The following is a 13,944-nucleotide window of genomic DNA, read 5'->3' as shown; positions in this document are numbered from 1 at the left end:
GCGGGGAAGGGCCATGCCGACCGTGACGCGGGACGGGATCAGGCCGGAATGACGTCGACGATCTCGTAGGTGTCCGGATCGATGATCACGATCTCGTCGTTGACCAGCACGTAGCGGAAGCCCCGATAGGCCGGCACCAGCGAGATGATGGCCGGCGGCAGCGCGTGCAGGGTGACCGAGCGCGGCACCGCCGTGCCCACCGACAGCGAGAAGTGGACATCCCGCAGCGGCCGCACGCCGGAATTCACGATGGTCTGGCGGAACTCGGTGCGCTGATGGGTGTCGAGCCGGGACGCCGCCCCGCGCGCCTCGCCGATGGCCCCGGTGCGCTCGCCGCGCCCCGCACCGTGCTCGGTGCCGCGCTCGCCGCGCTCCGCCGCGCGCTCACCCTTCTCGCCCCGCTCACCCTTGTCGCCGCCGCGCTCGGCCCCGCGGGTCGTGTCGCGCTCGCCGCGCTCGCCGGCCCGCTCGCCGGCGCGCTGCGTGCCCGCCTCCCCGGCGCCGCCGGTTCGGCCCGATCCCTCCGCCGCGCGGCCGCCCGGCTGACCCGCCGTGCCGCGCTCGCCCCCGGCCGCGGCACCGCCGCGCTCGCCGCCGGCCCCCTGGGCCGCGGCACCGCCGCCGGCTCCGCCGGGTCCCCCGGCCGCACCGCGCGCGCCGCCCGCACCGGCCCCGCCGCCCGGGCCGCCCGCCCCGCCGACACCGCCGCCCGCGCCTCCGCCGCTCGCGCCGCCGCCCGCCCCGACGCCGGCCCCGCCACCCGCGCCGCCGGCCCCGCCTCCGCCGCCAGCGCCGCCCTGCGCGTAGGCGGTTGCGGCACCGAGGACCAGGATGCTGGCGGTCAGCGTTCCACGAACGAGCTTGTTCATCGCGTGTCCTCCTGTGCGGGGCCCTGCCCGGGGGCGGGCCGCTCGCAAGTCAGCCCGCAACCGCAGGAGGATCGAAAAGGTTCCCGGCCGCGCGGTCGCCGCCGCGGCGCGCGGGCCGCGGAAGCCCGACAGGGTGGCGCCGGCCGAGCCCGGGACATCTCGAACGTGCGATACACGCCAACGACGTCACGAAGGTTCGGGAACCGAACCAGCTGTCATGGGAGATGGCCGCCGGGATCAGCGGCCACCCGGCTCGTCGAGGCGCCACGCGGTGACCTCCGCCATCGCCGTGCCGAAGGTCGTGCCCACCGCGATGCGCACGGGGGCGAGGACGCGGCTGGACCCGACCGGGGCGAGCCAGACGCGCAGGTCGCGATTCTCCTGCATGGCGCGCACGACCCAGCGCTTCGGCCGATGGCCCGAGAGCGGCACGTAGCGGGCCCGGCAGAGCACGGCAGGGCCCGCGTAGCCGGGGCCGTCGAAGGTCATCGCCTGCCCCTCGCCGAGGGGCACGTCGAAGCGCGCCGTGCCGTCATGGACCGGCAATGTCCGGTCGCAATCGCGCGCGGTCGGGGCGCCGGGCGGGCTCAGCTGCGGACCGATCAGGGCCGAGAGCGGGTCGACGACGTCGCGGTCGTCGCCGGGCCGCGCCGGCACACGGTCGGGTTTCGCCCGCGCATCCGGCGTCATGTGCACGGCGACGAGCCGGCCAGCATCCAGGCTCATGCGCTCGCTGATCGGCGTGCCGCCGTAATCGGCATCGAGCGCGAAGGATTGGGGCCGCACCGCCGCCTCGGCGAGGCCGCCCTGGGCGGTGGCGGTGCCCTTGCCGCCCCAGAGCACGCTGGCGAGGCCGCTCAGGGTCGCGTCGAGGCGCAGGGCGTAGCGCCGCCGGGCCCCGATCTCGGTGCGCAGGGTCGCCGTCCCGACCGGCAGGCCCGCCAGCGTCACCCGGTAGGTGGCTTCCAGGGTCGCGGCGCGCGGGGCGCCGGGGAGCGCCGGGGCGGCCAGGACGACGAGGCCGGCGAGGACGACGAGGCCGGCGAGGACGACGGGGCGGGCGGGACGCAGCGGTCGCATCACGGGCGGGCACTCCTCGCCGCGGGCTGGCCGGACCGGCCGCGCCGGTCCCCCGCGGCGCTGGTTAGCGCGGCCGCGCTGGACGCCCGATGAACGACGGCACCGGCAAGCCGGCGCCTACGCGGCGGGGCCTGGCCTGCCAGGCCGCAACCGGCGGGGACTCGGCAGGCGCCACGCGGCGTCGCGCAGCTGCAGGAAGGGCCGCTCGACGAGCCGATGCGAGAGGGCGCCGAGCGCGAGGCTCAACCCCAGGGCGGTCGCGACCGTGAGCCCGGCGGGAACCCGCCCGCCCAGCTGCGCCTCGTGCACGCCCAGCGCGTAGATGACGACGAGATGGTACAGGTAAGTGCCGTAGGAGATCCGGCCGAGGGAGCGCAGCGGCGCCGCGGCGAGCAGGCCGGACAGCCAGGAGGCCGGGCGGCCGACCGCGAGGTGCGCGACGATCCCGTAGCTGAGCAGCGCGCAGCCGACCAGGGTCGGGCACCAGTACCAGCCGCCGGCCGGGACGTAGCCGAGCCTGCGCCCGAGGAGGCCGAGCCCCATCGTGGCGATCCCGGCCGCGACCGTCGCGAGGCAGGACAGGCCCGAGGCGGATCGTCCCTCCGCCTCCCGGAACGCGATCCAGGCGCCGAGGGACAGCGAGAGCATCCGCGTCGGCAGCGACTTGTAGATGAGTTCCGCCGAGAGCTCGGCGGGCAGGCTCTCGGCCAGCGCGACCGCGGCCAGCACCGCGATCCCCGGGAGGACGGCCCGCGTCAGCCAGCGGACCCAGGCGAGCGGCACCAGGGCGAGGAGGAGCGGCCAGACCAGGTAGAATTGCTCCTCGACCGCCAGGGACCACGCGTGCTCCATCGTGAACGACGCGGGATGCAGGGGTTGATAATAGTTCAGCGTGTAGGTCAGCGCGCTCACCGTGTAGGGCGAGACGTGCCGGACGAGGAGCGTCGCGACGAGCAGGCAGACGTAGTAGGCCGGGACGATGCGCAGCGCCCGGTTGAGGTAGAACCGGCCGAGATCGACCCGTCCGGTGAGCAGGATCTGGCGGAGCAGGATGCGCGTGATGAGGAAGCCGCTCAGCACGAAGAAGACGTCGACCGCGACGGTGCCGACCCAGGCCTCGTTGGCGAGGTGCCAGGGCACGGCCAGGGCCGGCGGGACGTCCGGGCAAGGCAGGTGCGAGGCCAGGACCGCCGCCATCGCCAGGGCGCGCAGGCCGTCGATCGGGGCCAGGTAGGGGAGCGGCCCGGGAGGGGTCGACGGCACGGGCGCCTCCATTCCGCGTCCATTCGCGGCCGAACGTGTACCGGGTTGCGGCAGGCGCGCGCCTTCCGAAGAATACGCAGGAGCCGATCCGTCGAGGGGTTGCCCGCGCCGCGGCCGCGCCTTCCGGGCGCCGTCGCGCCCACCGCGATCGGGGCGGCGGGCGCGGGGCATGCCGCGGCGATCTCCGGTGAACGGCGGGCGGCGGGCGCTTGCCAGGGGCGCGGGGAACCGGGACCATTCTGGCGCCGCGCTGCGCCGCCCGTCCTGGGGCGGAGTTCGGCGGCGACGCCCCGTTCGGCCCAGGGAGTTTCGCGGTGACCCGGCTCCTCCTCGCCCTCCTCGGCGCGCTGACGCTCGGCGCGAGCGCCGCGGCGCAGCCCGAGCAGGTGACCTTCCCGTCGGCCGACGGCCAGCCGATCCAGGCCCTGCTCTTCCGCCCTGCGGCGGCGGGGCGCCACCCGGCCGTGGTCGCCCTGCACGGCTGCGGCGGGCTCTTCGACCGGGACGGGCGGCTGAACGCCCGCCACGCGGATTGGGGCGAGCGCCTCGCCGCCGCGGGGTTCCTGGTCCTGATGCCGGACAGTTTCGGGTCCCGAGGCGTGGGCTCGCAATGCGGCATGACCGGCCGGGTCGTGCGGCCCGGCCGCGAGCGCCTGGGCGACGCCTTCGCGGCCAAGGCCTACCTGCAGGGGCGTCCCGACGTGGAGTCCCGCGCCGTCAGCCTGCTCGGCTGGTCGAACGGCGGCACGACCCTGCTCCACGTCACCCGCGCGGGCGCGCGCGACCCCTTCGAGGGTCCCGGCTTCGCGAAGGCGGTCGCCTTCTATCCGGGCTGCCGCATCCCGGCCGAGCGGGGCTGGCACGCGGCGATCCCGGTCCTGATCCTGGTCGGCGGGGCCGACGACTGGACCGGGGCCGAGCCCTGCCGCGGCCTCGCCGAGGCCGCCCGGGCGGAGGGATCCCCGGTCGAGCTCGTCGTCTATCCGGGCGCCTACCACGACTTCGACGCCCCGAACCTGCCCGTCCGGGAGCGGCGGGGCCTCGCCTACACGGTGAACCAGGACGGCGTCGCGCATGTGGGCACCGACCCCGCCGCCCGGGAGGACGCCCTGCGGCGGGTGCCCGCTTTCCTCGGCCGCTGAGGGCTCGGGCGGCGAGCGGCGCCTCTTCCAGCGCGTCGGCCGGGCCGACGAACGCGACGCGGATCCGCTCCTCGGGCACGCCGCGGCGCGACAAGCCGTTCACCAGCGCGGCCGGGAAGGGCCTGGGGCCGCACAGGCAGTCGGTGGCGCGGTCCGAGGGCGTCCGGGCGGCGAGCCATTCGGCGGTGATCAGGCCCGCCCCGTCGAATCCTCTCCGGCCCGGTCCTGGGCGTCCGGCGCCTCGTGGACGGTGTGCAGGCGGACATTGTCCCGCCCCGCCGCGAGGCTGCGGACATGATCCCGCATGGCGTGGACGCGGCCGTTCCGGGCGCCGTTCACGGACAGGTCGGGCGGCTCGGGCTGGTCCGCACGCTGCAGGGCCGCGGCGGCATCCGCAGTGCTTCGCCGGCGGCGCCTGCGCGGTCACGCCCTCCTGCCGCCTGAAGCGCGCGCTCGGGGAGGCGCTCGCCGCCTTCCTGGCGGTGCTCGACGGCGCCACCCTGGCGGACCTGCTCGGCGCGGAGGCCCGGCCCGACCTGGCGCGGCTGCTCGGCATTCCCGGCACCGAGGCGACCGACGCCCGGGCGGAGGTGGGGGCTGATCGCCCGGGCTTCCCGGCGCGCCGGCCGCATCAGTCCAGAGCCGCCCGCACCGCCTCCGGCAGGGCGTAGGATTCCTCCGGCCCAGGGAAGCGGCCGGCGCGCACGTCCTCCGCGTAGGCCGCCAGACCGGCCTGGAGCAGGCCGTAGCCGTCGACGTAGGTGCGCACGAACTTCGCCTTGCGGCCGGGCAGCAGCCCGAGGAGATCGTGCAGGACGAGGACCTGCCCGGCGCAGTGCGGCCCCGCGCCGATGCCGATGGTCGGGATCGCCAGCGCCTCGGTGATCCGCGCCGCCAGTTCCGCCGGGATCCCCTCCAGCACGAGCGAGAAGCAGCCCGCATCCTCGAGGCGCTTGGCGTCCTCGACGATGCGGCGCGCCTGCGCGACCGCGCGCCCCTGCACCTTGAAGCCGCCCATGGCGTTCACGCTCTGGGGCGTGAGCCCGAGATGCCCCATCACGGGGATCTCGCAGGCCACGAGCGCCTCCACCACCGGCACCCGCGCGGCGCCGCCCTCGAGCTTCACCGCCGCCGCCCCGCGCTGCAGGAAGCCGCCGGCGTTGCGGATCGTGTCGGGGAGGTCGAGGTGGAAGGTCAGGAACGGCATGTCGGCCACGAGGAGCGCGCGCGGCCGGGCACGGGCCACCGCCTCGACGTGGTGGTTCATCATCGCGAGGCTGACCGGCAGCGTGTTGTCGAAGCCGAGGCAGACGTTACCGACGCTGTCCCCGACCAGGATCACGTCCACCACCGGGTCGACGAGCCGGGCCATCGCGGCGTCGTAGGCCGTCACCATCACGATCCGGCGCCCCTCGGCGCGCCAAGCCTGCAGCATCGGGATCGTCACCGGCGGGGATGCGGGCGGGGTCGCGGGCGGATCGGGATGATGGCTCACGGTGTCACCTCCTCGGGCGGCCGCGCCGGGCCGGTCAGGCCGAGCCCGATCGCGGCGACGACGGTCTCGATCTGGCGGCGCAGGACCGGCTCGCTCAGCGTCATCAACTTCTCATCGAGGCCGAGGCTTACCATGCCGTGCGTGGCGGAGAAGAGCGTGCGGGCCAGAAGGGCCCGGGCAGCCTCGTCGAGGTCGGGCCGCAGCACCGCCAGCGGCGCCTCGATGTGCTGGAACAGGCGCACCTGCTCGCGCAGGAACCATGCCGGCGGCGCCACCGCCATCCGGTGCTGGAACAGGGCGCGCCAGCGGGCCGGGTGCTGGATGGCGAAGCGCAGGTAGCTCACCGCCAGCCGCACCAGGTCCTCGGTCGCCGCCCCTCGGTCCGCGTGCGCCGCGCCGCCCTCCCCGGTCGCGGTCCGCACCGCCGTGATCGTGCTCTCGAAGAGTTGCAGCGTGCGCAGGTTCACGCTGAGGATCAGCGCGTCGAGGTCGGGAAAGACCGTGTAGATCGCACCCACCGCGCAGCCCACCGCCTTGGCGAGGTCGCGCGCCTTGAGGGCGCCGAGCCCCCCCTCGACGATGGCCGCCTCCGCCGCATCGACCAGCGCCCGGCGCAGCTGCTCGCGGCGCTCCTCCGTCGTCATTCCACCTCGCTCCCTCCGCGGCGCGTGAACGTCGTTCAAAATTCTGCTTGAACCATGTTCAGGGACGTGTATCGTGGCCTCGTGAACAACGTTCATGAGGTCCTTCATGCTCCGGATCTTCGCCACCCTCGCCCGCGGGGCCGCCGCCCGCGCCTGCGAGGACGTCCTGGACCAGCACGCGCTTCCCCTCCTCGAGCAGCAGATCCGGGAGGCCGCGGCCGCCCTCGACGGCAGCCGCCGGGCCCTGGCGCAGGCGATGGCTCAGCAGGGCGCCGACGCCAAGCGCGAGGCCGGCCTGCGGGACCGGCTCGCCGACCTGGAGACCCGCGCGGTCGCGGCGCTGGCGGGCGGGCGGGAGGACCTCGCCGGCGAGGCCGCCGAGGCGATCGCGGCGCTGGAGGCCGACCTCGCGTCGTTGGCCGAGGCGCGTGCGGCCTTCGACAGGGAGGTCGAGGCCCTGCGCCGCACCGTCCAGGAGGGCGGGCGCCAACTCGCCGAGTTGGAGCGCGGCCGGCGGCTCGCCGAGGCCGGCGAGGCGGTGCGCCGCCTGCGCGTCCGCCGCGGCGAGGGCGCGCCCGGCGCGGGCCCGGCGCTGGCGGAGGCGCAGGCCACGCTGCGCCGGCTGCGCGAGAAGCAGGCGCAGGAGGCCGCCGTGGCGGAAGCGATGACCATCCTCGACGCCGCGCAGCCCGCGGGCATCGCCGAGCGGCTGGAGGAGGCGGGCTTCGGTCCCCGCACCCGTCCCAATGCCGCGGGCGTCATGGAGCGCCTGCGGGCCAAAGCGGCCGGTGCTCCGGCCGCGTCCTGACCCGGCAAAGCGGCCGGTGCTCCGGCCGCGTCCTGACTGAGCAAGCCGGCCGGTGCTCCGGCCGCACCGTCCGGTCACTTTTGGTCTCGCCACATCATTGCCCACAGAAGGACGTCTCATCCCATGACCACGCAACCCGCCACCCAGCACACCTCGGCCTGGGTCGCCTTCACGTACGCCTCCTTCCTCGGGGCCGCCACCATGGTCGGGGGCGGCATCCTGTTCCTGCCCCTCGATCTCTGGATCAAGGGCTATCTCGCCATGGGGGTCGTCATGCTGGTGCAATCCTGCGTGACCCTCGTGAAAACGGTCCGCGACGTTCACGAGAGCAAGCGCATGGTCAACCGGATCGAGGACGCCCGGGCCGAGCGCCTGCTGATGGAGATCGGCAAGGAGTAACCTGATAGAATGCGGGCCGCCCCCTGGCGCCGGTCCTTCGGCAGACCCCCCATCGACCAAGGTTCAACCATGTCCGGATCGCTGATGACGACGCGGCGCTTCGCGCCGCTGTTCTGGTGCCAGTTCTTCTCGGCCTTCAACGACAATTTCCTCAAGAACGCGCTGGTGTTCCTGATCCTGTTCGGGGTCGGCGGCGGGGGCGGCGGGGCGGATGGGGGCTCGGCCGCGCTGGTGACGCTCGCGGGCGCGGCGTTCATCGCGCCCTTCTTCTTCCTGTCGGGGCTCGGGGGCGAGCTCGCCGACCGGCACGACAAGGCGTGGCTGACGCGCCGGCTCAAGGCGGCCGAGATCGGCGCCGCCGCGGTGGCGGTGCTCGGCTTCGTCCTCGCCTCGGTCCCGATCCTGTTCGTGGCCCTGGTGATGTTCGGCGCCATCGCGGCGCTGTTCGGGCCGATCAAGTACGGCATCCTGCCCGATCACCTGCTGCGGGCCGAGCTGCCGGCCGGCAACGCGCTGATCGAGGCGGCGACCTTCCTGGCCATCCTGACCGGCACGATCGCGGGCGGCCTGGCGGTCACGCATGGGGGGCCCTCGGTCTTCGGCGGGCTGGTGATGGGCTTCGCGGTCCTGTGCTGGGCGGCGAGCCTGCTGATCCCGCCGACCGGCGAGGCCGCGCCCGGTCTCGTCATCGACCGCAACGTGCTGCGCTCGACGGTCGGCCTGGTGCGCGACCTCTACGCGGACACCCGGCTGTGGCGCACCGGGCTGATCACCAGCTGGTTCTGGCTCGTCGGCGCCGTGGTCCTGGCCCTGCTGCCGGCCGTGGTGAAGGGCAGCTTCGGGGGGGACGAATCGGTCGTCACCGCCATGTTGGCCCTGTTCTCGATCGGCGTGGCGGCGGGATCGGGCCTCGCCTCGTGGCTCTGCGCCGGGCGGATCGTGGTGCTGCCGACCCCGATCGCGGCCCTGATCATGGGCTTCGTCTCCCTCGACCTCGCCTATCTGGCGGGCCACGCCTCCGTCCCGGCAGCGCCGCTCGGGGCCGTCGCCTTCCTGTCCCGCTTCGAGGGCGTGCGGGTCGCGGTGGATTTCGCGCTGCTCGCGGCGGCCGCCGGCCTGTTCATCGTGCCTTCCTTCGCGGCGCTCCAGGCCTGGACGCCCAAGGAGGTGCGCGCCCGGGTCATCGCCGCCTCGAACGTGCTCTCGGCGGCGCTGATCGTGCTCGGCGCGGCCGGCATCGCGGCGCTGCAGAAGGTGGGCGTCTCGGGCGCCGGGCTGTTCGTCATCGTCGCGCTGGCCAACCTCGCGGCCGGGATCGCCATCCTGGCGGTGCTGCCGACGAGCGCCTTCCGGGACTTCCTGTCGATCCTGTTCCGCGCCTTCTACCGGATGGAGGTGCGGGGCCTGGAGAACCTGGACACGGCCGGGCCGAACCCGATCATCGCCCTCAACCACGTGAGCTTCCTCGACGGCGGCCTCGCGCTGACGCTCACCGAGCGCGAGCCGACCTTCGCCATCGACCACGGCATCGCGCAGCGCTGGTGGGTAAAGCCCTTCCTGTGGCTGACCCGGGCGATCCCGCTCGACCCTACCAAGCCGATGGCGACGCGCCACCTCATCAACACGGTCAGGGGCGGCGAGACGCTGATCATCTTCCCCGAGGGGCGCCTCACCGTCACCGGCTGCCTGATGAAGGTCTATGACGGGGCCGGCATGATCGCCGACAAGGCGGGGGCCGTGGTCGTGCCCGTCAGGATCGAGGGGCCGGAGCGCACGCTGTTATCGCGCCTGTCGCGGGCCCAGGTGCGCCGGACATGGTGGCCGAAGATCACCGTGACGGTGCTGGAGCCGGTGCGGCTCTCGGTCGATCCCGCCCTGAAGGGCAAGCAGCGCCGCCAGGCGGCGGGCGCCGCCCTCTACGGGGTGATGTCGGACCTGATCTTCCGCACCGCTCCGATCGACCGCACGGTGTTCGGTGCCGTGGTCGAGGCGGCCCGGCGCGAGGGCCCGCGGCGCGTCGCCGCGGAGGATCCGGTCTCGGGCCCCCTCTCCTACCGTCGGCTCCTCGTCGGGGCGCGCGTGCTCGGCCGCGCCCTCGCTCCCCTCGCGCCGGAGGGCCGCGCCCTCGGCGTGATGCTGCCCAACGCCAACGGCGCCGCCGTGACGGTGCTCGGCGTGATGTCGGCGGGCCGGGTCCCGGCGATGATCAACTTCACGGCGGGCACCGCCAACATCCTCAGCGCCTGCCGGGCCGCCGAGGTCGACACGATCGTCACCTCGCGGGCCTTCGTGGAGAAGGGCCGGCTCGACGCCGTGGTGGCCGGGCTCGGCCAGAGCCTGCGCGTCGTCTACCTGGAGGATGTCCGGGCGCGGCTCGGCCTGCTCGCCAAGCTCGACGGGCTCCTGCACTGGCGCCGGGCGATCGCCCAGCGCCGCCCCGAGGATCCGGCCGCGATCCTGTTCACCTCGGGCAGCGAGGGCCTGCCCAAGGGCGTGGTCCTGTCGCACCGCAACATGCTGGCCAATGCCGCCCAGGCCCAGGCCCGCATCGATTTCGGCCGCACCGACAAGGTCTTCAACGTCCTGCCGGTGTTCCACTCCTTCGGCCTGACGGTGGGCCTCGTCCTGCCCCTGGTCTCCGGGGTACCGGTCTTCCTGTATCCGTCGCCGCTGCACTACCGGATCGTGCCGGAACTGGTCTACGGCTCGAACGCCACGATCCTGTTCGGCACGGACACGTTCCTGGCCGGCTACGCCCGGGCGGCGCATCCCTACGATTTCCGCTCGCTGCGCTACATTCTGGCGGGCGCCGAGCCCGTGAAGGCGCAGACCCGCGGGACCTACGCGGAGAAGTTCGGGCTGCGCATCCTGGAGGGCTACGGCGTCACCGAGACGGCGCCGGTGCTCGCCCTCAACACCCCGATGTTCAACCGCTTCGGCACGGTCGGGCGGATCATGCCCGGCATGGAGGCCCGGCTCGAGCCGCTGCCGGGGGTTCCGGAGGGGGGCCGGCTGTTCGTGCGCGGGCCGAACGTGATGCTGGGCTATCTGCGGGCCGAGAAGCCCGGCGTGCTGGAGCCGCCCCCGAGCGGGTGGCACGACACCGGCGACATCGTGACGATCGACGAGGCCGGCTTCGTCATCATCCAGGGCCGGGCCAAGCGCTTCGCCAAGATCGGCGGCGAGATGATCTCGCTCGCGGCGGTCGAGACGCTGGCCGCCGAACTCTGGCCGGAGGCCGCCTCCGCGGCGGCGACGGTGCCGGACCCGCGCAAGGGCGAGCGGCTCGTCCTGGTCACGGAGAAGCGCGACGCGAGCCGCTCGGCCTTCCTGGCCCATGCGCGGGCGCGGGGGGCGAGCGAGCTGATGGTGCCGGCCGAGATCGTGACGGTGGAGCACCTGCCGCAGCTGGGCTCGGGCAAGACCGACTTCACGGCCGTGACGCAGATGGTGCGCGCCCGCGCCGCGCTGCCGGCGGCCGCCGAGTAGGGCCGCGATCCCGGCCGGGAGGCCGACCATTCCTCGCATTCCGGCACGCGCGTTCCGCCGGAATGCGAGGATTGGGTCGGCGCGGGCCGCGCCGCCGCGGCCGGCCCCGTCGGGGAACGCGTCGGCCGCGACCGGTTCCGCGCAGGTCGCGGCGATCGCGGATCGCGCGCACCGATCTCCCGCCGGCTTCACGGCGCGTTCACCACGATCACCGGCATCTCTACCTGGACTTGCAAAATCCAGTCCGACACGGGCGGCGTGAACGGGCGGGTAAGCGCAGCCGCACCATCGATGAGGCCACGATTGAATCGGGCCCGGGGCGCTGCCGGCGCCGCGCCCGGGCCGGAACGGGATCCGATGATGGACATCATCGCCTGTCTCACGCAGCAGCACGACCCGCGCCTGATCGTCGTGGCGGCGCTGATCTGCGCGGTCGGCTGCTACGCGACCTTCGCGCTCGGGCGGCAGACCTTCCGGGCGTCGGGCCGCGAGCGGATCGGCTGGGCGGCGGCGGCGGTCCTCACCACCAGTTCGGCGATCTGGGCCACCCACTTCATCGCCATGCTGGCCTTCGCGCCCGGGATGGCCTTCGGCTTCGCCCTGGCGCCCACCGTCGCCTCCTTCGCGGTCGCGGTGATGCTGGTGAGCCTCGCGGCCCTGGCGATCGTCGGCAGCCGGACGCGGCACGGGGCGGTCGCGGGCGGCGCGCTCATCGGGCTCGCGATCGCCGGCATGCACTATACCGGCATGGCGGCCTACCGGGTCCAGGGCACGATCGCCTGGGACGGGCAGCGGGTGGCCGTGTCGGTCCTCGCCGGAATCGCCCTGTCGGTCCTGGCGCTGCGGCTCTCCCTGGCGCCGCAGCGCCTCGCGCGCGCCCTCGCGCCGCTCGCTCTGCTGCTCGCGGTCTGCGGCGCGCATTTCATCGGCATGGGCGCCCTGTCCCTGCGCTACGACCCGCGCATCGCGCTGCCGGACGGCTCCCTCGACGCCGCCGTGGTGACGATCCTCACGGCCAACGCGGCCTTCCTGATCCTCGGGGCGGCGCTGGCGGCACTGCGCCTGAGCATCCTCAACCACCGGCGCCGGGTGGCGGAGCGCCAGCGCCTGCGCGACCTCGCCGACATCGCCGTCGAGGGATTGCTGATCTGCGACGACGACGCGATCGTCGGCGTGAACCGGAGCATCGAGCGCATCCTCGGCCGGGGCCGCGAGGAGGTGATCGGCCGCGCCCTGCCGGACCTGCTGCCGGGCCTGTCGGCCGCGGCGATCCCGCTCACCCACGAGCGCGATGCGACCTTGCGCGACGCGAGCGGGGCGGAGATCCCGGTGCGGGTCATCGCCCAGACCATCGCGATCGAGACCAGACCCCACCTGGTGGTCGCGGTGCGCGACCAGCGCGACCGCCTGCGGGCCGAGGCGGCGATTACCCACTTGGCGCATCACGACGCGCTCACGGGCCTCGCCAACCGCCTGCGCTTCAACGGCGTCCTGGCCGAGCTCCTGGCCGAGCGCTTCGCCGCGCGGCGGCACGACCCGGCGCCCTTCGCGCTGCTGATCCTGGACCTCGACCGCTTCAAGGCCGTCAACGACACGCTCGGGCACGGGATGGGGGACGACCTGCTGCGCCGGGTGGCGCAGCGCCTGCTGCGGGTGGTGGGCGCGGCCGACGTGGTGGCGCGGCTCGGCGGCGACGAATTCGCCATCCTGCTCGCCGGGGCGGGGGATGCGGCGGGCGCCGGCGACCTCGCGGCGATCCAGGCGGCGGCCGAGCGGGCGATCGAGATCCTGAGCCGCCCCTTCGTGATCGACGGACACATCCTCGACATCGGCGCGAGCATCGGCATCGCCCTCGCCCCCCAGGACGGCGACACGCCGGAGCAGCTCCTGCGCAGCGCCGACCTCGCCCTCTACGGAGCCAAGGAGGAGGGCCGCGGGCGCTTCCGGATGTTCGAGGGCACCATGAATGCCCGCATGCAGGCCCGCCGCTCCCTCGAACTCGACCTGCGGCGCGCCCTCGCGCGGCAGGAATTCGAACTCTACTTCCAGCCGCAGGTCGATGCCCGGACCGGCCGCTTCGACGGGGCCGAGGCGCTGATCCGCTGGCACCATCCGGAGCGCGGCCTCGTCTCGCCCGGGGAGTTCATCCCGCTCGCGGAGGAGACCGGACTGATCGGCCCGCTCGGCGAGTGGGTGCTGCGCACGGCCTGCGCCGAGGCCCGCCGCTGGGCGACGCCCCTGCCGGTCGCGGTCAACCTCTCGCCGGTGCAGTTCCGCGACCCCCGGCTCGCCGCCACGGTCCGCGGCATCCTGGCCGAGACCGGCCTCCCGGGCTCCCGCCTGGAGATCGAGATCACCGAGGGGACGCTGATGCAGGACGAGCACCGCACCCTGGCGGTGCTGACGGAACTCCGGGGCCTCGGCATCCGGATCTCGATGGACGATTTCGGCACCGGCTATTCGAGCCTGAGCTACCTGCGCCGCTTTCCGTTCGACAAGATCAAGATCGACCAGTCCTTCGTGCGCCAGACGCCGCAGGACCGGGACAGCGTCGCGATCGTGCGCGCCATCGCGATGCTCGGGCGCAGCCTCGGCATCAAGACCACGGCCGAGGGAGTCGAGACCGATCAGCAATCGGTCTTCATCGCGGGCGAGGGCTGCGACCAGCTGCAGGGCTACCTCTACAGCCGGCCGGTCCCGGCCGAGTCCATCGCCGAACTCTTTCGCGCGCCGCGCGCGCCGCGCGCCTGAGAAG

12 protein-coding genes are annotated in these 13,944 nt (G+C 74.3%); 5 read left to right on the top strand and 7 right to left on the bottom strand.

Features of this window, described 5'->3' with window-relative positions:
- Window positions 1-38: 38 nt before the first annotated feature.
- From M446_RS21990 to M446_RS21980, 3 genes are all read right to left on the bottom strand, one after another.
- The gene (locus M446_RS21990; protein WP_012334317.1) at window positions 39-869 is read right to left on the bottom strand and encodes a DUF1236 domain-containing protein; all 831 of its coding nucleotides are present in this window, start codon (window positions 867-869) and stop codon (window positions 39-41) included.
- 237 nt (window positions 870-1,106) lie between these two features.
- On the bottom strand, window positions 1,107-1,949 hold the full coding sequence (locus M446_RS21985; RefSeq protein ID WP_012334316.1) for a DUF3108 domain-containing protein: 843 nt from the start codon (window positions 1,947-1,949) through the stop codon (window positions 1,107-1,109).
- Window positions 1,950-2,066: 117 nt separating this feature from the next.
- A complete protein-coding gene (locus tag M446_RS21980; protein ID WP_265576406.1) occupies window positions 2,067-3,212 on the bottom strand; it encodes an acyltransferase family protein in 1,146 nt (381 codons plus the stop codon).
- Window positions 3,213-3,526: 314 nt separating this feature from the next.
- On the opposite strand from M446_RS21980, the gene M446_RS21975 reads away from it, so the two are divergent.
- The gene (locus tag M446_RS21975) at window positions 3,527-4,354 is read left to right on the top strand and encodes a dienelactone hydrolase family protein (protein WP_012334314.1); all 828 of its coding nucleotides are present in this window, start codon (window positions 3,527-3,529) and stop codon (window positions 4,352-4,354) included.
- Between the two features lie 189 nt (window positions 4,355-4,543).
- On the opposite strand, the gene M446_RS39490 is transcribed toward M446_RS21975, so the two are convergent.
- The 3 genes from M446_RS39490 to M446_RS21960 form a co-directional block, all read right to left on the bottom strand.
- Window positions 4,544-4,693: a hypothetical protein gene (locus tag M446_RS39490; protein WP_018259737.1), complete on the bottom strand. Its 150-nt coding sequence runs from the start codon at window positions 4,691-4,693 to the stop codon at window positions 4,544-4,546.
- Window positions 4,694-4,985: 292 nt separating this feature from the next.
- Entirely contained in the window at window positions 4,986-5,849 is an 864-nt protein-coding gene (gene panB, locus M446_RS21965) for a 3-methyl-2-oxobutanoate hydroxymethyltransferase (RefSeq protein WP_012334312.1), read from the bottom strand.
- Entirely contained in the window at window positions 5,846-6,493 is a 648-nt protein-coding gene (locus M446_RS21960; protein WP_012334311.1) for a TetR/AcrR family transcriptional regulator, read from the bottom strand. The genes panB and M446_RS21960 overlap by 4 nt, the downstream gene beginning before the upstream one ends.
- 106 nt (window positions 6,494-6,599) lie before the next feature.
- Here M446_RS21960 and M446_RS21955 point away from each other — a divergent pair, with 106 nt between their 5' ends.
- The 3 genes from M446_RS21955 (at window position 6,600) to M446_RS21945 (ending at window position 11,189) form a co-directional block, all read left to right on the top strand.
- Entirely contained in the window at window positions 6,600-7,301 is a 702-nt protein-coding gene (locus tag M446_RS21955; RefSeq protein WP_012334310.1) for a PspA/IM30 family protein, read from the top strand.
- Between the two features lie 123 nt (window positions 7,302-7,424).
- Entirely contained in the window at window positions 7,425-7,700 is a 276-nt protein-coding gene (locus tag M446_RS21950) for a YiaA/YiaB family inner membrane protein (RefSeq protein WP_012334309.1), read from the top strand.
- Between the two features lie 69 nt (window positions 7,701-7,769).
- Complete coding sequence (locus M446_RS21945; protein WP_012334308.1) at window positions 7,770-11,189, top strand: acyl-[ACP]--phospholipid O-acyltransferase; 3,420 nt, start codon at window positions 7,770-7,772, stop codon at window positions 11,187-11,189.
- Between the two features lie 188 nt (window positions 11,190-11,377).
- Here M446_RS21945 and M446_RS37475 read toward each other — a convergent pair whose 3' ends face one another.
- Complete coding sequence (locus M446_RS37475) at window positions 11,378-11,560, bottom strand: hypothetical protein (protein WP_150108714.1); 183 nt, start codon at window positions 11,558-11,560, stop codon at window positions 11,378-11,380.
- Here M446_RS37475 and M446_RS21940 point away from each other — a divergent pair.
- Window positions 11,547-13,940 (top strand): EAL domain-containing protein, encoded by a 2,394-nt coding sequence (locus M446_RS21940; RefSeq protein WP_012334307.1) that lies wholly within the window; start codon window positions 11,547-11,549, stop codon window positions 13,938-13,940. The genes M446_RS37475 and M446_RS21940 overlap by 14 nt on opposite strands.
- Window positions 13,941-13,944 lie beyond the last annotated feature (4 nt).

Origin of the sequence: Methylobacterium sp. 4-46 (assembly GCF_000019365.1) — a bacterium.
In the GTDB taxonomy this organism is placed as follows: domain Bacteria; phylum Pseudomonadota; class Alphaproteobacteria; order Rhizobiales; family Beijerinckiaceae; genus Methylobacterium.
The sequence above is the reverse complement of the archived record's forward strand: the minus strand, read 5'-3'. Positions and strand labels throughout refer to the sequence as shown.

Excerpts from the sequence above, each read along its gene's own strand:
- M446_RS21940 (WP_012334307.1), top strand. The coding sequence starts at position 11,547 with ATGATGGACATCATCGCCTGTCTCACGCAGCAGCACGACCCGCGCCTG.
- M446_RS21955 (WP_012334310.1), top strand. The coding sequence starts at position 6,600 with ATGCTCCGGATCTTCGCCACCCTCGCCCGCGGGGCCGCCGCCCGCGCC.
- M446_RS21960 (WP_012334311.1), bottom strand. The coding sequence starts at position 6,493 with ATGACGACGGAGGAGCGCCGCGAGCAGCTGCGCCGGGCGCTGGTCGAT.
- M446_RS21945 (WP_012334308.1), top strand. The coding sequence starts at position 7,770 with ATGTCCGGATCGCTGATGACGACGCGGCGCTTCGCGCCGCTGTTCTGG.
- M446_RS21950 (WP_012334309.1), top strand. The coding sequence starts at position 7,425 with ATGACCACGCAACCCGCCACCCAGCACACCTCGGCCTGGGTCGCCTTC.
- M446_RS37475 (WP_150108714.1), bottom strand. The coding sequence starts at position 11,560 with ATGATGTCCATCATCGGATCCCGTTCCGGCCCGGGCGCGGCGCCGGCA.
- M446_RS21990 (WP_012334317.1), bottom strand. The coding sequence starts at position 869 with ATGAACAAGCTCGTTCGTGGAACGCTGACCGCCAGCATCCTGGTCCTC.
- M446_RS21985 (WP_012334316.1), bottom strand. The coding sequence starts at position 1,949 with ATGCGACCGCTGCGTCCCGCCCGCCCCGTCGTCCTCGCCGGCCTCGTC.